This window comes from Brachybacterium huguangmaarense, from assembly GCF_025725725.1.
GTDB classification, from domain to species: domain Bacteria; phylum Actinomycetota; class Actinomycetes; order Actinomycetales; family Dermabacteraceae; genus Brachybacterium; species Brachybacterium huguangmaarense.
On record NZ_CP107020.1, the window covers coordinates 2,760,883 to 2,780,463 of the forward strand.

The 19,581-nt window shown below is 72.1% G+C and carries 16 protein-coding genes; 6 read left to right on the forward strand and 10 right to left on the reverse strand.

Features of this window, described 5'->3' with window-relative positions; translation table 11 throughout:
* Positions 1-128 precede the first annotated feature (128 nt).
* The gene (gene ald / locus BRM3_RS12710) at positions 129-1,247 is read left to right on the forward strand and encodes an alanine dehydrogenase (protein WP_263593668.1); all 1,119 of its coding nucleotides are present in this window, start codon (positions 129-131) and stop codon (positions 1,245-1,247) included.
* Between the two features lie 37 nt (positions 1,248-1,284).
* On the opposite strand, the gene BRM3_RS12715 is transcribed toward ald, so the two are convergent.
* The 6 genes from BRM3_RS12715 to BRM3_RS12740 are packed head-to-tail and all read right to left on the reverse strand — an operon-like array spanning position 1,285 to position 6,254.
* Entirely contained in the window at positions 1,285-1,638 is a 354-nt protein-coding gene (locus tag BRM3_RS12715) for a metal-sulfur cluster assembly factor (RefSeq protein WP_263593669.1), read from the reverse strand.
* 20 nt (positions 1,639-1,658) lie between these two features.
* Positions 1,659-2,417: a Fe-S cluster assembly ATPase SufC gene (gene sufC / locus BRM3_RS12720; RefSeq protein ID WP_263593670.1), complete on the reverse strand. Its 759-nt coding sequence runs from the start codon at positions 2,415-2,417 to the stop codon at positions 1,659-1,661.
* Between the two features lie 27 nt (positions 2,418-2,444).
* Positions 2,445-2,780: a Rieske 2Fe-2S domain-containing protein gene (locus BRM3_RS12725; protein WP_263593671.1), complete on the reverse strand. Its 336-nt coding sequence runs from the start codon at positions 2,778-2,780 to the stop codon at positions 2,445-2,447.
* 2 nt (positions 2,781-2,782) lie between these two features.
* A complete protein-coding gene (sufD, locus tag BRM3_RS12730) occupies positions 2,783-4,093 on the reverse strand; it encodes a Fe-S cluster assembly protein SufD (RefSeq protein ID WP_263593672.1) in 1,311 nt (436 codons plus the stop codon).
* Entirely contained in the window at positions 4,093-5,520 is a 1,428-nt protein-coding gene (gene sufB, locus BRM3_RS12735; protein WP_263593673.1) for a Fe-S cluster assembly protein SufB, read from the reverse strand. Before sufB ends, sufD begins: the two co-directional genes overlap by 1 nt.
* Positions 5,517-6,254, reverse strand: coding sequence for a helix-turn-helix transcriptional regulator (locus BRM3_RS12740; protein ID WP_263593674.1), 738 nt, complete (start codon positions 6,252-6,254; stop codon positions 5,517-5,519). Before BRM3_RS12740 ends, sufB begins: the two co-directional genes overlap by 4 nt.
* 226 nt (positions 6,255-6,480) lie before the next feature.
* Between BRM3_RS12740 and BRM3_RS12745 the strand changes: the two genes are divergently transcribed.
* The 5 genes from BRM3_RS12745 to map all read left to right on the forward strand — a co-directional run bounded on the left by BRM3_RS12745 (position 6,481) and on the right by map (position 11,182).
* Positions 6,481-7,518 carry a glutathione S-transferase family protein gene (locus tag BRM3_RS12745; RefSeq protein ID WP_263593675.1) on the forward strand — a complete coding sequence of 346 codons (1,038 nt, stop codon included), beginning with the start codon at positions 6,481-6,483 and terminating at the stop codon, positions 7,516-7,518.
* 51 nt (positions 7,519-7,569) lie between these two features.
* Complete coding sequence (locus BRM3_RS12750) at positions 7,570-8,502, forward strand: ABC transporter ATP-binding protein (protein ID WP_263593676.1); 933 nt, start codon at positions 7,570-7,572, stop codon at positions 8,500-8,502.
* The gene (locus tag BRM3_RS12755) at positions 8,499-9,284 is read left to right on the forward strand and encodes an ABC transporter permease (RefSeq protein WP_263593677.1); all 786 of its coding nucleotides are present in this window, start codon (positions 8,499-8,501) and stop codon (positions 9,282-9,284) included. The genes BRM3_RS12750 and BRM3_RS12755 overlap by 4 nt, the downstream gene beginning before the upstream one ends.
* Before the next feature lie 63 nt (positions 9,285-9,347).
* The gene (locus BRM3_RS12760) at positions 9,348-10,364 is read left to right on the forward strand and encodes a COX15/CtaA family protein (protein ID WP_263593678.1); all 1,017 of its coding nucleotides are present in this window, start codon (positions 9,348-9,350) and stop codon (positions 10,362-10,364) included.
* Positions 10,361-11,182, forward strand: coding sequence for a type I methionyl aminopeptidase (gene map / locus BRM3_RS12765; RefSeq protein ID WP_263593679.1), 822 nt, complete (start codon positions 10,361-10,363; stop codon positions 11,180-11,182). The genes BRM3_RS12760 and map overlap by 4 nt, the downstream gene beginning before the upstream one ends.
* A gap of 135 nt (positions 11,183-11,317) precedes the next feature.
* Here map and BRM3_RS12770 read toward each other — a convergent pair whose 3' ends face one another.
* The 4 genes from BRM3_RS12770 to BRM3_RS12785 form a co-directional block, all read right to left on the reverse strand.
* Positions 11,318-13,069 (reverse strand): HNH endonuclease signature motif containing protein, encoded by a 1,752-nt coding sequence (locus BRM3_RS12770; RefSeq protein WP_263593680.1) that lies wholly within the window; start codon positions 13,067-13,069, stop codon positions 11,318-11,320.
* Positions 13,070-13,223: 154 nt separating this feature from the next.
* Complete coding sequence (locus tag BRM3_RS12775) at positions 13,224-14,411, reverse strand: MFS transporter (protein ID WP_263593681.1); 1,188 nt, start codon at positions 14,409-14,411, stop codon at positions 13,224-13,226.
* 134 nt (positions 14,412-14,545) lie between these two features.
* Positions 14,546-16,441 (reverse strand): 1-deoxy-D-xylulose-5-phosphate synthase, encoded by a 1,896-nt coding sequence (locus BRM3_RS12780; RefSeq protein WP_263593682.1) that lies wholly within the window; start codon positions 16,439-16,441, stop codon positions 14,546-14,548.
* A 245-nt stretch (positions 16,442-16,686) separates the two neighbouring features.
* Positions 16,687-19,491, reverse strand: coding sequence for an aconitate hydratase (locus tag BRM3_RS12785; protein ID WP_318152412.1), 2,805 nt, complete (start codon positions 19,489-19,491; stop codon positions 16,687-16,689).
* Positions 19,492-19,581 lie beyond the last annotated feature (90 nt).

Genomic DNA, 19,581 nt, shown 5'->3' on the forward strand with positions numbered 1-19,581 from the left:
GCGTGAGGACCGGGGAAGTCTACGGCCCCGGGGCCGCCGAACGCCCGGCACGGGCCGGGCGGGTGTGATGGGATGAACGTGGGCGACTGCCCCGCCCGTCAACTCAGAGTCGAGGAGAAGAGCGAGAGATGCTCGTCGGTGTGCCGCGGGAGATCAAGAACAACGAGTACCGGGTGGGCCTGACGGCCGCCGGGGTCCACGAGCTGGTGTCCGCCGGCCACGAGGTGCTCGTCGAGCGCGAGGCGGGGGTGGGCGCCGGCGTCGCCGACGCCGACTACGAACGCGCCGGAGCGCACCTCGTGCCGGACGCCAAGGAGGTGTGGGAGCGCGCCGAGATGGTGGTCAAGGTCAAGGAGCCCGTCGAGAGCGAGTACGCCCGCCTGCGCCGGGGTCAGATCCTGTTCACCTATCTGCACCTCGCGGCCGACCGGGCGCTCACCGACGCGCTGCTCGCCTCGGGCACGACGGCGATCGCGTACGAGACCGTGCAGCTGCCCGATCGGTCGCTGCCGCTGCTCGCACCCATGAGCGGGATCGCGGGGCGGCTCGCGACCCAGGTCGCGGCCTATCACCTGATGAAGCCGATCGGCGGCTCGGGGGTGCTCATGGGCGGCGTGCCGGGCACGCGCGAGGCCACCGTGCTCGTCGTGGGCGGTGGCGTCGTCGGCGAGCAGGCGGCGATCATGGCGCGGGGCCTGCACGCGGACGTGACCGTCATGGACGTGAACCTGGCACGGCTGAACCAGATCGCGACCGTGCACAACGGCGGCATCCTCACCCGCTACTCGACCGCGCTCGACATGGCCGAGCAGGTCGCGCGCGCCGACGTCGTGATCGGCTCGGTGCTGATCCCGGGCGCGAGGGCCCCCAAGCTCGTGACCTCCGAGATGGTGGCCTCGATGCGGCCGGGCTCGGTGCTCGTGGACGTCGCGATCGACCAGGGCGGCTGCTTCGAGGGCTCGCGCCCCACGACGCACGCCGAGCCGACCTTCCAGGTGCACGACGCGATCTACTACTGCGTCGCGAACATGCCCGGCTCGGTGCCCGTGACCGCGACGGCGGCGCTCACCCACGCGACCCTGCCCTACGTGCTGCGTCTGGCCCGGCTGGGCTGGCGCGAGGCGCTCTCGGCGGACACGTCCCTCGCGAGCGGGCTCTCGACCCACGACGGGATGCTCACCCATGCCGGGGTGGCCGAGGCCCACGGCCTGGCGGCGACCCCGGTCGCCGACGTGCTCGGGTTCTGACCGCCCCCCGTGCACAGGGGGCGGCCAGGACCGCTCGTCAGAGGTTGAAGCCGATCGCGCGCAGCTGGTCGCGGCCGTCCTCGGTGATCATCTCCATGCCCCACGGCGGCATCCACACCCAGTTGATGCGGTGGGACTCGCAGATCGGGTCGAGCGCCGCGAAGGTCTGCTCCTCGAGCACGTCGGTGAGCGGGCACGCGGCGGACGTCAGGGTCATGTCGATGACCGCCTCGCCCCGCTCCACGGTCACGCCGTACACGAGGCCCAGGTCCACGACGTTGATCCCGAGCTCGGGGTCGATGACGTCCTTGAGCGCCTCGATGACGTCGTCCTTGGAGGCGTACTCCGCGGTCGCGTCCGCCGGGGTCTCCGGCAGGGTCTGGTCGGTCATGGCGAACTCCTCCGGCTCGGTCAGTTGGCGCCCGTGAGGAAGCGCTCGTAGCCCTCGGCCTCGAGACGCTCGGCGAGCTCCGGGCCGCCCTCCTCAGCCACGCGGCCGTTGACGAAGACGTGCACGAAGTCGGGCTTGATGTAGTTGAGGATACGGGTGTAGTGGGTGATCAGCATGACGCCCACGTCGGTGTTGGCCTTGGCGCGGTTGACGCCCTCGGAGACGACGCGCAGGGCGTCGACGTCGAGACCGGAGTCGGTCTCGTCGAGGATCGCGATGGCGGGCTTGAGCAGCTCCATCTGCAGGATCTCGTGGCGCTTCTTCTCGCCGCCCGAAAAGCCCTCGTTGACGTTGCGCTCGGCGAAGGCCTCGTCCATCTTGAGGTTGGCCATCGCGCCCTTGACGTCCTTGACCCACGTGCGCAGGGACGGCGCCTCGCCGTCGACGGCGGTCTTGGCGGTGCGCAGGAAGTTCGAGACGGTCACGCCCGGCACCTCGACGGGGTACTGCATGGCGAGGAACAGCCCCGCGCGCGCCCGCTCGTCGACGGACATCTCGAGCACGTCCTCGCCGTCGAGCAGCACGGTGCCGCTCGTGATGTCGTACTTGGGGTGGCCCGCGATCGAGTACGCGAGGGTGGACTTGCCCGAGCCGTTGGGGCCCATGATCGCGTGCGTCTCGCCGCCCTTGATGGTCAGGTCCACGCCCTTGAGGATCTCCTTGGTGCCCTCCGGGGTGTCCACGGTGGCGTGGAGGTCCTTGATCTCCAGGATCGACATGCGATGTTCTCCTTATGAAGCGTTGCGTCAGTTGATGGTCGGCGCGGTCGGGTCGACGCCGATGGTGCCGGTGGCGGGGTCCACGTGCACGGGGTACACGGGGACGGGCACGACCGCGGGCAGCTGCCGCGGCCGGCCGGTGGTGAGGTCGAACTGGCTCCCGTGCTTCCAGCACTCGATCGCACCGGAGTCGACGTCGCCGTCGGACAGCGCCACGTCGCCGTGGGAGCAGCGGTCGGCCAGGGCGTGCACGTCCCCGTCGCCGTCGCGCGCGAGCGCGAGCTCGACGCCGTCGATCTCGACCCCGATGACCTCACCGGGGGCGAGCTGCGCGAGCGTCGCGACGGGGACGAAGCCGCCCATGGTCAGTTCATGCTCCGGGCGAGCTCGGTCTCGATGGACTCGGTGAGGTGGGCGCGGATCTCGGGCACGTCGATCTGCTGGATCAGCTCCGCGAAGAAGCCGCGCACGACGAGCCGCCGGGCCTCGAGCTCGGGGATGCCGCGAGCGCGCAGGTAGAACAGCTGCTCGTCGTCGAAGCGACCGGTCGCGGCGGCGTGGCCCGCGCCCTCGATCTCGCCCGTCTCGATCTCGAGGTTGGGCACCGAGTCGGCGCGCGCCCCGTCGGTCAGAACCAGGTTGCGGTTGAGCTCGTAGGTGTTGGTGCCCTCGGCCTCCTTGCGGATCAGCACGTCGCCGACCCACACGCTGCGGGCGCCGTGGCCTTGCAGCGCGCCCTTGTACGTCGTGTTCGACGTGCACTTGGGCGCGGCGTGGTCGACGAACAGCCGGTGCTCGAGGTACTGGTCCTCGTCCGCGAAGTACAGGCCCAGGTTCTCGATCTCGGAGCCCGGGGCGGAGAACTCGCCGATGTTGTCGATGCGCACCGCGCGCCCGCCGAGCGAGACCACGATGTGCTTGAGGCGCGCGTCGCGGCCCAGCCGGGCATGGTGGGTCGAGATGTGCAGCGCGTCGTCGTCCCAGTCCTGCAGGGAGATGACGGTCATCTGCGAGTTGTCGCCGAGCACCATCTCCACGTTCTCGGCCAGGCGGGCCGAGCCGGTGTGGTTCAGCACGAAGGTCGCGGCCGAGGAGGCGGCGGTCTCGAGCACGATGTGCGCGTTGCCGCGCTTGTCGCCGCCCTGTCCGGCGATCTGGACGCGCGCCGGCTCGGCCACCTCGCGCCCCGGCTCGGAGCGCAGGTGCAGCGCGTCGGCGCAGCGGGCCGACGCGACGGCCGAGACGAGGTCCTCGGGGATCAGGGCGCTGCCGCGCGGGGCCTCGCCGGGCGCGAGGGTGCCGACGGCGACGCCCTCGGGGGTGTCCACCTCGTAGTCCACGCCGCCCTCGTCGGAGGCGACGTCCTCGAACAGCGGGGACAGCACGCGCAGGGGCGCGAAGCGCCATTCCTCCTGCTTGGAGACGGGCCGCGAGAACGCGGACACGTCGAACGAGCGGTGCCGCGAGGCGCGCGTGGACGTCTCGGTGTTCGAGCCGGGCGAGGGCAGGGCGATCGCCTCGTCCTCGAGCTGCGCCCGGGAGTGGTCGGTCGACGGCCCCGCCTGGGCGAGGTCCTCCTGGGCGCCGACGGGCGCGACGCCCGCCGCTCCCCCGGCGGCCTCGTTGGCGGCGGGATCGCCGGCGCTCTCGGGGCCCTTCACATCAATCGACGTCATCAGCCGACTGCTCCTTCCATCTGCAGCTCGATCAGGCGGTTCAGCTCGAGGGCGTACTCCATGGGCAGCTCGCGCGCGATGGGCTCGATGAACCCGCGCACGATCATCGCCATTGCCTCGGTCTCCTCCATGCCGCGGCTCATCAGGTAGAAGAGCTGCTCCTCGGAGACCTTCGAGACGGTCGCCTCGTGCCCCATCTGGACGTCGTCGACGCGCACGTCGACGTACGGATAGGTGTCGGTGCGCGACTGCGTGTCCACGAGCAGGGCGTCGCACAGCACGGTCGACGCGGAATGGCTCGCGCCGGGCATGACCTGGACCAGGCCGCGGTAGGACGAGCGGCCGCCGCCGCGCGAGACGGACTTCGAGACGATCGACGACGACGTGTGCGGCGCCATGTGGACCATCTTCGAGCCGGTGTCCTGGTGCTGGCCCTCGCCCGCGAACGCGATCGAGAGGGTCTCGCCGCGCGCGTGCTCGCCCATCAGCCACACGGCCGGGTACTTCATCGTCACCTTGGAGCCGATGTTGCCGTCGACCCACTCCATCGTGCCGCCCTCTTCGACGGTCGTGCGCTTGGTGACGAGGTTGTACACGTTGTTCGACCAGTTCTGGATGGTCGTGTACCGCACGCGGGCGTTCTTCTTGACGACGATCTCGACGACCGCGCTGTGCAGCGAGTCGGACTTGTAGATCGGCGCGGTGCAGCCCTCGACGTAGTGCACGTAGCTGCCCTCGTCGGCGATGATGAGCGTCCGCTCGAACTGGCCCATGTTCTCGGTGTTGATGCGGAAGTAGGCCTGCAGCGGGATCTCGACGTGCACGCCCTTGGGCACGTACACGAACGAGCCCCCGGACCACACGGCGGTGTTGAGCGCGGAGAACTTGTTGTCGCCCGCGGGGATCACGGAGCCGAAGTACTCCTCGAAGATCTCCGGGTGCTCCTTGAGGCCGGTGTCGGTGTCCAGGAAGATCACGCCCTGGGCCTCGAGGTCCTCGCGGATCTGGTGGTAGACGACCTCGGACTCGTACTGGGCGGCGACGCCGGCCACGAGACGCTGCTTCTCGGCCTCGGGGATGCCCAGGCGGTCGTAGGTCTCGCGGATGTCCGCGGGGAGGTCCTCCCACGACGCGGCCTGCTTCTCGGTGGACCGCACGAAGTACTTGATGTTGTCGAAGTCGATGCCCGACAGGTCCGCGCCCCACGTGGGAGTGGGCTTCTTCTCGAAGAGCTTGAGGGCCTTGAGGCGGCGCTCGAGCATCCATTCCGGCTCGTTCTTCTTGGCGGAGATGTCGCGGACGACGTCCTCGCTCAGGCCGCGGCGGGCCGAGGCTCCGGCCGCGTCCTCGTCGTGCCATCCGTAGGCATAGCTGCCGATGGACGAGATGATCTCGTCCTGGCTGAGCTGCTCGGGTGCGCTCGTCATGAGTTCCTTCCCTCCGTAAGCGGGATGTGGGTGGTGCAGGCGTGGGCGCCGCCTGCGAGCGTGGCAAGGCGCTGGACGGGAACGCCCAGCATGCGGGAGATCGCGCGGGTCTCGATGTCGCAGAGCTCCGGGTGATCGGCGGCGACGTCCTGGACGGGGCAGTGCCCCTGGCACAGCTGGGCCGTGACCACGGTACGCGGGCGCGTGGTGCCGCGGCCCGGGGCGCCGGGCACGTTCACCGTGAGCGGACGCACCGTGGTGGCGTAGCCGTGCTCCGTGAGGAGCGACGCCAGCAGCTCGATGCGCTCGGTGGGCCCCGTCGGGGTGCCCGCCGCGCGACGTGCCGCGATCCGCTCGGAGAACTCCCGTTCCCAGGGGGCGACGCGCTCGGAGGCGAGACGCTCGAGGGCGTCGCGGCCGCCGAGCCGGGAGAGCGCGTCCAGGGCCAGGCGGGCGAGGTCGTCGGCCTCGTCCTCGCCCCCGGTGCGCGCCTGCGCGGAGATCACGAACGACTTGCTGGGGCGTCCGCGGCCGCGCTGGGCGACCGGCACATGGTGCTCCTCGATCGTCCCGTCGGCCTCGAGCGCCGTGAGATGACGGCGCACGGCCGCGCTCGTGAGGCCGAAGCGCTCGGCGAGATCACGTGCCGTGACCGGTCCGTAGGAGGTGATCGCCTCGATGAGGCGCTCACGGGTGTCGCGTCCCCCCTCGCTCGGGGGTGCGTGGTGCTCCATGCCTCCTCCTTCCCGCGCTCCGGATCCGGGACCGAGGTCCCGCGATCCATTTTACAAACATCGGGTTGCGAAAAGGCGAGCCCGGGGCCGGCGGGATGGGGTGCGTCCCGACACACAGGCGTGCCTTACCTGACCTCGGCGTTCCGCCCGTCACGAGTTCTTGTCGGGGCCGGGCCCGTCCGCGAGGATGGCTCCATCAGCGGCGACCACGGAGGAGGCCGGGGCCATGAGCTCTGAGGAGTCGGGTTCGTACGTGCACGAGGGCGAGGCCTTCGACCGCGACATGCGCTACATCGACACGCGGATCACGCGCGACGCCCGCGACGGATACGGGGTCGAGCCGGGGCGCTACCGCCTGATCGTCGCGCGCGCGTGCCCGTGGGCGCACCGCGCCGTGATCTCGCGCCGGCTGCTCGGGCTCGAGGACGTGATCTCGATGGGGATCGCGGGACCCGTGCACGACTGGCGCTCGTGGAGCTTCGACCTCGACCCGGGCGGCCGGGACCCGGTGCTCGGCATCGAGCGCCTGCGCGAGGCGTACTTCCGTCGCGTGCCCGACTACCCCCGCGGCATCACCGTGCCGGCGATGGTGGACACGCGCGACGGCGCGGTCGTCACCAACGACTTCCAGCAGATGACCCTCGACTTCGCGACCGAGTGGACCGCCTTCCAGCGCGAGGGGGCGCCCGACCTGTACCCCGCCGGGCGGCGCGAGGAGATCGACGAGCTGAACCGGTGGATGCTGCACCACGTCAACAACGGCGTCTACCGCACCGGCTTCGCGGGCTCGCAGGCCGAGTACGAGAAGGCCTACCGCGACCTGTGGGAGAGCCTCGACGTGCTCGAGGAGCGGCTCGGGCGATCGCGCTACCTGATGGGGCCCTCGATCACCGAGGCCGATGTGCGCCTGTTCCCCACCCTGATCCGCTTCGACGTCGTGTACTTCGCGCACTTCAAGGCCAATCGCCAGCCGCTGTTCACGCTCCCGAACCTCTGGAACTACACCAAGGACCTGTTCGCCACGCCGGGCTTCGGGGACACGGTCGACTTCCAGCAGATCAAGGAGCACTACTACGTGGTCCAAACCGACGTGAACCCCACCCGGATCGTGCCGCTCGGGCCGGACCTCTCCGGGCTGCTCGAGCCCCACGACCGGGATCGCTTCGAGAGCGCGACGTGGGGTGCGGGCACCGCGCCCGGCCCCGTCGCGGCGGCCGAGCGGGTGGACCCCGCCCACACGCCGTGGGGCGCGGCGTCGCTCTGAGCGGGCTCTGACAGGCCGCGGCACGCCGCGCGGGCCTAGCATGGGCCCGCTATGGAACAGACCTCTCCCCCGGCGCTCGAGATCAACTCCCTCGTGCGCTCGTACGGCCCTGTGCGTGCCGCGAGCGGCATCTCGCTCACCGCGCAGCGCGGGGCCGTCACCGCGCTCCTGGGCCCCAACGGCGCCGGCAAGACGACCACCATCCACTGCGCGACGGGGCTGCTGAAGCCCGACGCGGGCACCGTGCGGGTGCTGGGGCGCGACCCCTGGCGGGCCTCCGCCGAGCTGCGCTCTCGCGTCGGCGTGATGATCCAGGACGGGGGTCTCGCCTCGGGCGCCCCCGCTCTCGCGCTGCTGCGCTACGGCGCCTCGCTGTACGCCGACCCGCTCGACGTCGACGAGCTCGCCGAGCACCTCGGCATCGACCGCTTCGCCGGGACGCTCGTGCGGCGCCTGTCGGGAGGCCAGCGCCAGCGCCTCGCCCTCGCGCTCGCGCTCGTCGGCCGCCCGGAGCTCGTGTTCCTCGACGAGCCGACGGCCGGCATGGACGCATCCATCTCGCGCACCGTGCGCCGTCTCATGCGGTCGCTCGCGCGGACCGGCACGGCGGTCGTGCTCACCACGCACCTCATGGACGACGTGGAGGGCCTCGCCGACCACGTCGTCGTCATCAACCACGGCGAGGTGGTCGCCTCGGGCAGCCCCGAGCACGTGGTCGCCTCGCATCGCGCCGCCGACGGCACGGTCCACCTGACCGCGACCGCCTCCGGCATCGCGCCCGAGAAGGTCGGCGCGCTCGAGGTGGACCTGCGACGGGCCGCGGCCCGCCTCGGCGTGTCCCTCGACGTCACCACCGGCGCCGCGGATCTCGAGACGGTCCTGCTCGACCTCACCGAGCCCGCCGAGGGCCCGTCCGCCGAGGTCCCGTCCGCCGAGGTCCCGCTCGCCGACGTCCCGTCCGCCGCTCGCGAGGAGGTCCGATGAGCGCCCCGACCACGGCGGCCGGCACGCGCCGGCGCGGCGGTCCGGCACCCGCGCTGACCCGCATCGCCCAGCATGCCCTGTTCGAGGCACGGATCCTGCTGACCAACGGCGAGCAGCTCATGGTCGCCGTCATCCTGCCGGCGCTCGTGCTGATCGGCCTGCGCACCCTGCCGGTCGGCGAGGTCGCGGGCATCCCCCGCATCGACACCGCGGTCGCGGCGACCGCCGCGACCGCCCTCATCTCGACGGCCTTCACGTCCCAGGCCATCCAGACCGGCTTCGACCGCCGCGGCGGGGTGCTGCGCTGGATCGCGACCACGCCGCTGGGCCGCGACGGCTACCTCGCCGGCAAGATCCTCGCGACGCTCGGCGTGCAGGTGCTGCAGGTGATCGTGCTCGGCGCGCTCGCGCTCGCGCTGGGGTGGCGGCCGTCCGTGCTCGGGCTCGTCGCGGCCGTGCCGGTGTGGCTGATCGGGACCGTCGCCTTCGGCTCCCTGGGGCTGCTCGTGGCGGGGACGCTGCGCACCGAGGCCGTGCTGGCCCTGTCCAACGTCCTGTTCCTGCTGTTCGTGACCGTGGGCGGCGTCGCGATCCCCTCGGCACGCTTCCCCCGCTTCCTGAGCGGGCTCGTCGACCTGCTCCCCTCGGGCGCGCTCGGCGAGCTGCTGCGGGCGTGCCTCGCGGGGGCGCCGTTCTCGTGGGGCTCGCTCGTCGTGCTCGTGGTGTGGGCTCTGGGCGGCTCGCTGCTCGTCACGCGGTACTTCCGCTGGACCTCGGTGTGAGGTCGGCGTCGCCGGCGCCTGTTCCCAGGCTCCGACGGGCAGGCGCTTCCTAGACTGGATCCCATGAGCTCGTCCCTCTCCCCGGCCTCGCGCGCCGCCTCCGCGGACGCCGCGCCCACCAGCCCCTCGCTCGCGGCCCTCACGCCCACCCGGCGCCTGCTGGTCGCGATCGCCTTCTGGGGCAACCTGGTGTGCCAGATGGGGATCATCGTCACGGGCGGCGTCGTGCGCCTGACGGGATCGGGCCTGGGCTGCTCGACGTGGCCCAACTGCGAGCCGGGCCAGTTCTCGCCCACCACGTCCAATCCGACCGGGTTCCGCGCCTTCATCGAGTTCGGGAACCGCAGCCTCACGGGCGTGCTCAGCATCTTCGCGATCCTGCTGCTCGTCGCCGCGGTCGCCTGGCTGCGGTTCAAGGGCCGCTCGTTCGTCGTGCTCGCGATCATGCCGCTCGTCGGCACGCTCGTCCAGGCCATCGTCGGCATGGCGATCGTCAAGCTCGACCTGCACCCCGGCGTCGTCGCCCCGCACTTCCTCATCTCCATCGCGCTCGTCGTGGTCTCGACGATGCTCGTGGCCCGTCTGTACGAGGGCGACGGGCCGCGGCGCCCGGCGGTGCCGCGCCCGGTGCTGGCCGTCGCCCTCGCGCTCGCCGTGGTCGGGGCGGCCGTGCTCGTGCTCGGGACCGTCGTGACGAGCTCCGGGCCCCATTCGGGCGACGCCGAGGCGACGCTGCGCACGGGCCTGGACCCGCGGACGGTCTCGTGGCTGCACGCGGACTCGGTGATGCTGTTCTGCGGGCTGCTGGTCGGCATGCTGCTCGTGCTCCATCTGATCCGCGCCCGCACCCACGCCCGCCGTGCCGCGTGGACGCTCGTCGTCATCACCGTGCTGCAGGCCGTCATCGGGTACACGCAGTACTTCACGGCGCTGCCCGCGGTGCTCGTCGGGTTCCACATGGCGGGGGCCGCCCTGTTCACCGCCTCGATCACGTGGCTCGTGACGACCATGTGGACCTGGCAGGGAGCGCCGATGAGCAACGCCGAGACCACCGCACGCACGATCGAGGTCACCCCGTGATCCTGCCCCGTCGCCGCCGTGCCGCCCCTCGCGTGCAGCCCACGGTCGAGCAGATGCGACCCTCCGGCGAGTTCGTCGCCGGCGTGCTCTCCCATCTGCGCGACGTCGTGGACGTCGGCTGGAACCTGCTCGAGATCGACGCCGAGGTGCACCGGATGATCCGCGAGGCGGGCGCCACGAGCTGCTACCTCGACTACCATCCGCGGTTCGGCGCCTACCCCTTCGGCAAGGTCATCTGCACGAGCGTCAACGATGCGGTGCTGCACGGCCGCCCCTACGACCGCGTGCTCGAGGACGGCGATCTCATCTCCCTCGATCTCGCGGTCGAGCTCGAGGGCTGGGTCGCCGACTCGTCGCTCTCGATCGTCGTCGGCACGGCAGCGCCGTCGGACCTCCAGCTGATCCGCGACACCGAGACGGTCATGTGGGCGGGGATCGACCAGGTGCGCGCGGGGAACCGGGTGGGCGACATCGGGCATGCCGTCGAGGCGTCCGCGCACGGGCTCGGGTACACGATCAACCATCAGTTCGGCGGCCACGGCGTGGGCCGCACGATGCACGAGGACCCGTTCATCCCCAACCATGGCACGCCCGGATCGGGCCGCGAGCTGGAGGCGGGCATGGTGCTGACGGTCGAGCCGTTCCTGTCGCCGACGACGAGCGAGCTCGAGATCACCGACCGCGACGGCTGGACCGTCGAGACGGTCGACCACTCGCGCGGCGCGCACGCCGAGCACACCCTGTACGTCACCGAGGGCGACCCGATCGTCCTCACGGCGCGCGCCACGGATCCCTCGCCGCGGTCGTCGGTCGCATAGGCGGGGAGGGCGGCGTCGCGGAGGCGGGGCATCGCGGCGGCCCGGCCGCCCGCGAAGACGGCGGTGGTGCACCCGGCGCGTCCCGTCGAGACGGACCCGGCTCGAGCACGGACACGGGCACGAGCGCGCGCGGGCTCAGAACGGTGGTGCCTCATGCGGGTCTGTCGGCGGGGGTTGCCCTCGCCGAGGCTCGGACCACGGCGGTCCTTCGCGCGGGGGCCGGGTCGGCGGCTCGTCGGGCGGGTGGTCCGACGTCGTGTCCTGCTCCTGCTCGGCTCGTCGGGCCCTGCGGGCCTCGACCCGTGCGAGGTACGCGTTCCATGAAGCCATGAGCTGGGCGACGGCGCGCGGCGTCGCGAGGTCGACGTCGTCCTCGACCTCCACGCGGGCGCACGGGTGCTCAGCGGACCCGACCCGCCAGGCCGTGGCTCCCGGCCCGGTGCCGGTCGACGGCAGACGCTCGGGGTCGAGACGACCGGCCGTCTTCTCGGCGTGATGCTGCCAGCACGGGAGGTGGAGGTTCTCGATCTCGGTGCGCCCTCCCCGTGCCGGGTCCCGGTGGTCGAACTCCTCGATGTGGTCGCATTCCGAGGCGGAGGACGCCGGCCGGTCACAGCCCGGCACGGCGCACGTGGCCTGGCGCAGACGCAGATGCTCGAGCATGGCCGGGCTCGGCGTGTACCGCTCCGCGGGCATCGGGAGGAACGCCCCGGTGCACGGATCGGTCGGCACCCGGTGCCAGGTGCGCTCCCCCGCGGCGAGGTGCCGCGCCATGTCCGGCGGGATCGGGATGCGCCCTTCGAGCATGCCGGGCTGATCGGAGGCTCCGAGCACGGTGAGCACGGGCACGGTGACGTTCAGCCGGAAGCGATCGGCGGGCACGTGCACGCCGTCGGTGTCCAGCTCGGCTGCCGTCAGGAGCCAGAAGCGCAGCTGGGACAGAGACAGGGGCCGGCCGGTCGACGCCGCCCGCCCCTCGGGGTCGCCGGGGATCTCCGTCCCCTGCGCGAGGGCATGGCGCTGGGCGTTCTGGAGGCCGCGCGCCGCCGCATCGAGCCGCCGAGCGAGCGAGAGGATCTCCGGCGCCGGCCCCCGCACCTCGAGCAGCCCGATCCCGGGCTGGGGATCCGTCAGCATCGTCACGCTGCGGCACGCACGAGGGTCCTCGCGCTCGGGCTCGGCGGCGCGCACGGACAGCCAGTCGACCAGGTGGCGCAGTTCGCGGCGGAAGCGCTCAGGCGGGATGTGCATGTCCCAGGTCGCGATCACCGTGTCGGCGCGACGCCGATCCGCCACGGCGAGGGGGCGCACGAGCCGGATCACGTCGTCGAACCAGGCGGCGGGCATCTCTCCGCTCTCGAGCACCGCGAACGTGCGCGGCAGGTGCTCGACGGCGAGGAAGGCGTCCGCGACCCGCCGGGCCGCCTGGTCGACCGTGCAGTGCAGCGCGAGCCCGACACCGATCGCATCGATCGCGTCCGTCGCTCCCGGGCCGACCGTGGTGTCCCCGTCGTAGAAGGCTGCGAGGCACTGCAGGGTGCGGGCGTGGAGCGCCGACCGCTCCGCCGAGAGGTCCCACAGGACGCGCAGCCCCTCGGCGAGCACGGGGGCGGCCTCCAGGCCTGCCTTCTCGGCGACGGTCTCACGGCTCGCGGGACGCCGCGCGACGACGGCCTTCCATGGCGGCGGCTCCCCGGACGTGCCGGGACGCGGCGCGTCGACGCCGGGCCCGCCAGGAGAGGTCCCCGACGCCCTGAGCGCGTCGTCGGGGACCGTGGCGCCGGGGTCCCGAGGAGTCCTCTGGACCACCCAGTCGCCGGTGGCGGGCACGGCGTCGTGGGACGCACGACGCCCCGCATCGCCGCCGCGTCCTCTCGCCTCGTCCATGTCCGCTCCCTCCGAGCCGCCGTCATCTTCGAACACGTGTTCGATGAACTCAGGCTAGTGGAGCGGTACGACAGTCGGAAGGGCCGAGCCGTCCTGGTGGACAACCGCCTGCCCGTCACCGGAAGAGCGCCGGGATCGCGCCACGATCGGGCGCCTACGCCCCCGCTCCCCCGATGGATCGCCAGGCGCGAGGGGACGCCAGCAGGAGGCCGCCCAGGAGAAGCGGGCCGCACGTCAGGACGAGGAGCGCCCACCGCACCTCCAGATGGGCTGCGAGGAGACCCGCCGCGAGCGGGGTGAGCAGGTAGGCGGGGAGCTCGCCGAGCTCGAGCATCGACCGCGCCTCCCCCGCGCTGACGGCGCGCTGCTCGCCCGCGAGGGTGTTGACCATCGGACCGAGGAACGCGGTGCCGACCCCGAGGACGACGAGCCCGAGCAGGCCGGGCACGAGACGTCCTGAGCCCACCCCGACGACGAGCGCCGGCACGGTCACGGCGACGGAGAGCAGAGCGAGCCTCCTCCAGCCGAGGCGCTCGGCGACCGCGCCGACGACCAGCAGGCAGACGCTCTTGGATGCCATGACGACGGTGTACCCGAGGGCTCCGAGGGCGACGCTCCCATGGACGCTCCGCGCGAGATGGATGCCGGCCCACTGGGAGGCGGCGGCGTCGACGATGCTCGCGAGCAGCGAGAGCACGCCGAGGAGGACCACGGGAGCGCTCAGGCGCCGACGCAGACGCAGGACGAGCCTCTCGGCTGAGCCGGTGCGACGCGGCTCGTCCGGGAGCCGCCCCCGCAGCACGGACAGGGCGAGCGCGATCACCGCGTCGACCGCGGCGAGCTGCCACGCCACCGGGATCCCACCGCGGATCGCCGACCATGACAGCGCCCCGCCGCTCAGCATGCCGAGGCTGTCCAGCGCGTCGAAGTGCCCGACGACGCTCCGCCCGAGCTGCCGCTGATGCACGAGCACGAGGGCGCCGGCGGTGGCGCCGAGGACCTTGGCGGCGAGCATCCACACCAGGAGCGATACGACGAGAGCGGGGAGCGCCGGTGAGAGCGCGACGAGCGGGCTCGCGGCGAGGGCCACGCCTGCGGCCACGAGCGCCATCGTGCGCGTGCGGACCCGTCCGATGAGCACGATGACGAGCTCGAGCCCGAGGACCTCGCCGCACGTCGCCACCGACGTCGCGAGGCCCCAGTCGGCGTCCGAGGCCCCGAGGGACTCCTTGACCTGGGGCACCCGCCCGAGCCACACGCCGAGCGGAAGGCTGAGAGCGAGGTGCGCGACGGCGAGGGCGGTGCCGCGTGCGCCGGCGGGGACGGACAGGACGACGGGCATGAGGCCTCCTGGAGAACCACGAGGCCGCCCACTGCAGGCGCTCTACTGCGTCGCCGTCACCGTACCCGGGCCGCTCCCCGAGGCGTCAAGCGCCTCGTCCGTCGCGACGGCCCCGTCCGGGCTCTCCGTCGTGCTCAGCCCAGGACGTCCCGGATGCTCCGGGCGATCCCCTCGGCGTCGAGGCCGTGCTCGGCGAGGATGTGGGCGCGCGTCGCATGTGCGTGGAACCCCTGCGCCACGCCGAGGTTCCGCACCGGCGGGGTGGGATGCGAGGCGGTCGCGCGCTGGCCGAGGGCGAGGGCGAGGGCCGCGCCGACGCCGCGCACGGCCACGCCGTCCTCGACGGTCACGACGGCGCGGGCGCTCGCTGCGAGCGCGATCAGCTCCTCGGAGATCGGCAGCGCCTGCACCGGGTCGACCACGAGCACGTTCGCACCCGTCTCGTCCGCCGCGCGACGGGCCGCCTCCACGGTCGGACGGGCGAGCGCGCCGATGCTCACGACGAGCGCGTCGACGGCGCGGGCAGGGTCGCCCGCGAGCACGTCGCCCGAGGGCACCTGCGCGAGGGCGGCGACGTCCGCGCCGCAGCCCCCCTTGGGATAGCGCACGAGAGCGGGGCCCTCGAGCGCGAGCGCCGTGCGGATCGCCGCGTCGAGCCGCTCGCCGTCGCGCGGGGCGAACGCGGCCAGGCCCGGGACCTGCGCGGCGAGGGAGAGATCCCAGATGCCGTGATGGCTCGGCCCGTCGTCGCCCGTGACCCCCGCCCGGTCGAGCGTGATGGTGACGTCCTCGTGGTGCAGGGCGACGTCCAGCAGGAGCTGGTCGATCGCGCGGTTCAGGAAGGTCGAGTACAGCGCCACGAGCGGCTTCGCCCCGCCGTGCGACAGGCCCGCGGCGGTGTCGAGCGCGAGCTGCTCGGCGATGCCGACGTCGATGACCCGCTCGGGCATCGCCTGTTGGAGCGGGGTGAGGCCGACGGGGTCGATCATGGCGGCGCTCACCGCGACCACGCGGTCGTCGGCCCGGGCGGCGTCGAGCACGACCTCGCCGGCGCGGGCCGTCCAGGTGGCGGGACGGGCGGGCGCGTCGGGCGCCGGGACCGTCTCCGCGGCGGCCTCCTCGGGGCTGGGCAGGTCGATCTGGAAGGGGCCGGTCGCGTGCCAGTGGTCGGTCACGTCCCGCTCCGCGCGCTCGAAGCCCATGCCCTTGCGGGTCAGCACGTGCACGACGGGGGCGCCGCGATGCGGGTCGGCGGCGATGCGGTGCGCCTCGGCGAGCACGGCGGCGAGGGCGTCGAGGTCATGGCCGTCGACGGGCCCCAGGTAGGTCAGGCCGAGAGCGGTGAAGACGTCGGCGCCCGCCGGGACGTCCCCGGCGCGCAGGGCCGCGAGATGGGCGGCGAGGCCGCCGATGGTCGGCGCGTAGGAGCGCGTGTTGTCGTTGAGCACGACGACCACGGCGCTCGCGGGATCGGCGGCGAGGTCGTTGAGGGCCTCGAGCCCGACGCCGCCCGTGAGGGCTCCGTCCCCGATGATCGCGACGACCGACCCCTCGGCCGGGCCGTGCCCGTCGTCCGTGCCGCGTGCACCGGGTCCGACCAGTCGCCGACCCCGGTCGATGCCGTGGGCCCAGGCGATCGAGCCCGACGCGTGGGAGTTCTCGACGACGTCGTGCTCGGACTCCCCCCGGTCGGGATAGCCCGAGACGCCGCCGCGCTGGCGCAGCCCGGCCAGATCTGGGCGTCCGGTGAGCATCTTGTGTACGTAGGCCTGATGGCCGGTGTCGAAGACGAGGGGCTCGCGGGGCGAGTCGAACTCGCGGTGCAGCGCGAGCGTCAGCTCGACGACGCCGAGGTTGGGGCCGAGGTGGCCGCCCGTGGTGGCGGTGATCTCGACGAGGCGCTGCCGGATCAGGTGGGCGACCTCGGGCAGGCGGTCGGCGTCGAGGGCGCGGAGCGCCTCGGGGGATGCGGGGATCGTGAGCGCACGCGGCTGCGCGAGCGCCGTCGATCGCACGGACTGCGACGACATGGAGCCTCCTGGGGTACCGGGAGGGGAAGGGAGCACCGCCCGGACGCCGTCAGACTACGACGCGATGACCAGCACCGACGGTCGACATGGTCACATCTGTGCAGATTTTCACCGGAGTTCCACGCCTCTCCCCCGCCATCCGCAACGGGGTGCAGATCGCATGGACACCGGTGCGCGAACGGTCCACGCACGACGGCCCGCCCCCGGGCTGGGGACGGGCCGTCGTGCGGAGCCGGGCGGGCCGGTCAGGCCGCCACGAGGGAGCGCAGCACGTACTGCAGGATGCCGCCGTTGCGGAAGTAGTCCGCCTCTCCGGGGGTGTCGATGCGCACGACCGCGTCGAACTCGACGGGGTCGGCACCCTCGCGGGTCGCGGTCACCGTCACGGTCGTGGGCGTCGTGCCGTCGTTGAGGGCGGTGATGCCGGAGATCGAGAAGGTCTCCTCGCCGGTCAGGCCGAGCGACTCGGCGCTCTCGCCCTGCGGGAACTGCAGCGGGAGCACGCCCATGCCGATCAGGTTCGAGCGGTGGATGCGCTCGTAGCTCTCGGCGATGACGGCCTTGACGCCCAGCAGCATCGTGCCCTTGGCGGCCCAGTCGCGCGACGAGCCCGTGCCGTACTCCTTGCCGGCGAGCACGACGAGCGGGATGTCCCGCTCGGCGTACGCCTGGGCCGCGTCGTAGATGAACTCCTGCTCGCCCGTCAGGAAGTTCTTCGTGTACCCGCCCTCGACGCCGTCGAGCAGCTGGTTCTTGATGCGGATGTTGGCGAACGTGCCGCGGATCATCACCTCGTGGTTTCCGCGGCGCGAGCCGTAGGAGTTGAAGTCCTTGCGCTCGACGCCGTGGTCGCGCAGGTACTGGCCCGCGGGCGAGTCGGCCTTGATCGAGCCGGCCGGCGAGATGTGGTCGGTCGTCGTGGAGTCGCCGAGCTTGACCAGCACGCGCGCTCCGTCGATGTCCTCGACCGGGGCGGGCTCGGCCTCCATGCCCTCGAAGTACGGGGGCTTGCGCACGTAGGTGGACTCCGCGTCCCACCCGAAGGTCGCGCCCTCGGGCGTGTCCAGGGAGCGCCAGCGCTCGTCGCCCTTGAAGACGTCGGCGTAGTCCTCCTTGAACATCTCCTGGCTGATGGACTCGGAGATGACCTGCTCGACCTCGGTCGGGTTGGGCCAGATGTCGGCGAGGAAGACGTCCTTGCCGTCGGCGTCCTGGCCCAGCGGGTCGTGCTCGAAGTCGAAGTCCATGGTGCCGGCAAGCGCGTACGCGATGACGAGCGGCGGCGAGGCCAGGTAGTTCATCTTGACGTCGGGGTTGATGCGCCCCTCGAAGTTGCGGTTGCCCGAGAGCACCGAGGTCACGGCGAGGTCGGCGTCGTTGATCGCCTCGGAGATCTCCGGGGACAGCGGGCCGGAGTTGCCGATGCACGTGGTGCAGCCGTAGCCGACGAGCTGGAAGCCGAGGTCGTTGAGGTAGGGCGTGAGGCCGGCCTTCTCGTAGTAGCCGGTGACGACCTGCGAGCCGGGGGCGAGCGAGGTCTTGACCCACGGCTTGGAGGCGAGGCCCTTCTCGACGGCGTTCTTGGCGAGCAGGCCCGCCGCCATCATCACCGAGGGGTTCGAGGTGTTGGTGCACGACGTGATCGACGCGATCGAGACGATCCCGTGGTCGATGTCGAAGTTCTGGCCCTTGACGGCAGTGGGCCTGGAGGCCCGCTCGGTCGTGCCGGCGTGCATGGGCGCGTGGCGCGGCTCGCCGTCGGACTCGCCGTGGGGGTCGTACGACGGGGCGTCGGAGGCCGGGAAGGACTCGCGCAGCGATTCGTCGACCGAGCTGCCGTCCTCCTCGGTCTCGCCGTCCGCGTAGTTCTCGAGGTCGGCGCGGAACTGGTCCTTGGCCTCGGTCAGCACGATGCGGTCCTGCGGGCGCTTGGGGCCGGCGATCGAGGGGACGACGGTCGACAGGTCCAGCTCGAGGTACTCGGAGTAGCTCGGCTCGGTCGCGGCGTCGTGCCACAGGCCCTGGCGCTTGGCGTAGGCCTCGACGAGCGCGAGCTGCTCGTCGGTGCGCCCGGTCAGGCGGAGGTAGTCGACGGTGACGTCGTCGATCGGGAAGATCGCGCAGGTCGAGCCGAACTCGGGGCTCATGTTGCCGATGGTCGCGCGGTTCGCGAGCGGCACCTGGGCGACGCCCTCGCCGTAGAACTCGACGAACTTGCCGACCACGCCGTGCTGGCGCAGCATCTCGGTGATCGTGAGCACGACGTCGGTCGCGGTCGCGGCCGCCGGGATCTCGCCGGTCAGCTTGAAGCCGACGACGCGCGGGATGAGCATCGACACGGGCTGGCCGAGCATCGCGGCCTCGGCCTCGATGCCGCCGACGCCCCAGCCGAGCACGCCCAGGCCGTTGACCATCGTGGTGTGGGAGTCGGTGCCCACGCACGAATCCGGGTAGGCGCGCAGCACGCCGTCCACCTCGCGCGTCATGACGGTGCGGGCGAGGTACTCGATGTTGACCTGGTGGACGATGCCGGTGCCCGGGGGCACGACCTTGAAGTCGTCGAACGCGGTCTGCCCCCAGCGCAGGAACTGGTAGCGCTCGCGGTTGCGCTCGTACTCGAGCTCCATGTTCTGCTCGAGGGCGTCGAGGCGGCCGGCCACGTCGATCATGACGGAGTGGTCGATGACGAGCTCGGCGGGGGCGAGCGGGTTGATCTTCTCGGGGTCGCCCCCGAGCTCCTCGACGGCCTCGCGCATGGTCGCGAGGTCGACCACGCAGGGCACGCCGGTGAAGTCCTGCATGATCACGCGGGCGGGCGTGAACTGGATCTCGACGCTCGGCTCGGCCTCGGGATCCCACGAGCCGAGGGCGCGCACGTGATCGGCGGTGATGTTGGCGCCGTCCTCGGTCCGCAGGAGGTTCTCCAGCAGGATCTTCAGGCTGTAGGGAAGCTTCTCGTGGCCCTCGACGGCGTCGAGGGCGTAGATCTCGTAGTCCGTGCCGTCGACGCCGAGCGTCTCCTTGGCACCGAATGAGTTGACCGTGCTCACGGTGATACTCCTTGCATTGGTGGGGCGAATTCCCATCGTAGGACGACGGGGGCGGCGTCGTCGGCGACCGGCGGGGCGGCCGGCGTCCGG

Excerpts from the sequence above, each read along its gene's own strand:
- BRM3_RS12760 (WP_263593678.1), top strand. The coding sequence starts at position 9,348 with ATGAGCTCGTCCCTCTCCCCGGCCTCGCGCGCCGCCTCCGCGGACGCC.
- sufC (WP_263593670.1), bottom strand. The coding sequence starts at position 2,417 with ATGTCGATCCTGGAGATCAAGGACCTCCACGCCACCGTGGACACCCCG.
- sufB (WP_263593673.1), bottom strand. The coding sequence starts at position 5,520 with ATGACGAGCGCACCCGAGCAGCTCAGCCAGGACGAGATCATCTCGTCC.
- BRM3_RS12770 (WP_263593680.1), bottom strand. The coding sequence starts at position 13,069 with ATGGACGAGGCGAGAGGACGCGGCGGCGATGCGGGGCGTCGTGCGTCC.
- ald (WP_263593668.1), top strand. The coding sequence starts at position 129 with ATGCTCGTCGGTGTGCCGCGGGAGATCAAGAACAACGAGTACCGGGTG.
- BRM3_RS12750 (WP_263593676.1), top strand. The coding sequence starts at position 7,570 with ATGGAACAGACCTCTCCCCCGGCGCTCGAGATCAACTCCCTCGTGCGC.
- BRM3_RS12740 (WP_263593674.1), bottom strand. The coding sequence starts at position 6,254 with ATGGAGCACCACGCACCCCCGAGCGAGGGGGGACGCGACACCCGTGAG.
- BRM3_RS12715 (WP_263593669.1), bottom strand. The coding sequence starts at position 1,638 with ATGACCGACCAGACCCTGCCGGAGACCCCGGCGGACGCGACCGCGGAG.
- BRM3_RS12780 (WP_263593682.1), bottom strand. The coding sequence starts at position 16,441 with ATGTCGTCGCAGTCCGTGCGATCGACGGCGCTCGCGCAGCCGCGTGCG.
- sufD (WP_263593672.1), bottom strand. The coding sequence starts at position 4,093 with ATGACGTCGATTGATGTGAAGGGCCCCGAGAGCGCCGGCGATCCCGCC.
- BRM3_RS12725 (WP_263593671.1), bottom strand. The coding sequence starts at position 2,780 with ATGGGCGGCTTCGTCCCCGTCGCGACGCTCGCGCAGCTCGCCCCCGGT.
- BRM3_RS12755 (WP_263593677.1), top strand. The coding sequence starts at position 8,499 with ATGAGCGCCCCGACCACGGCGGCCGGCACGCGCCGGCGCGGCGGTCCG.
- BRM3_RS12745 (WP_263593675.1), top strand. The coding sequence starts at position 6,481 with ATGAGCTCTGAGGAGTCGGGTTCGTACGTGCACGAGGGCGAGGCCTTC.
- BRM3_RS12775 (WP_263593681.1), bottom strand. The coding sequence starts at position 14,411 with ATGCCCGTCGTCCTGTCCGTCCCCGCCGGCGCACGCGGCACCGCCCTC.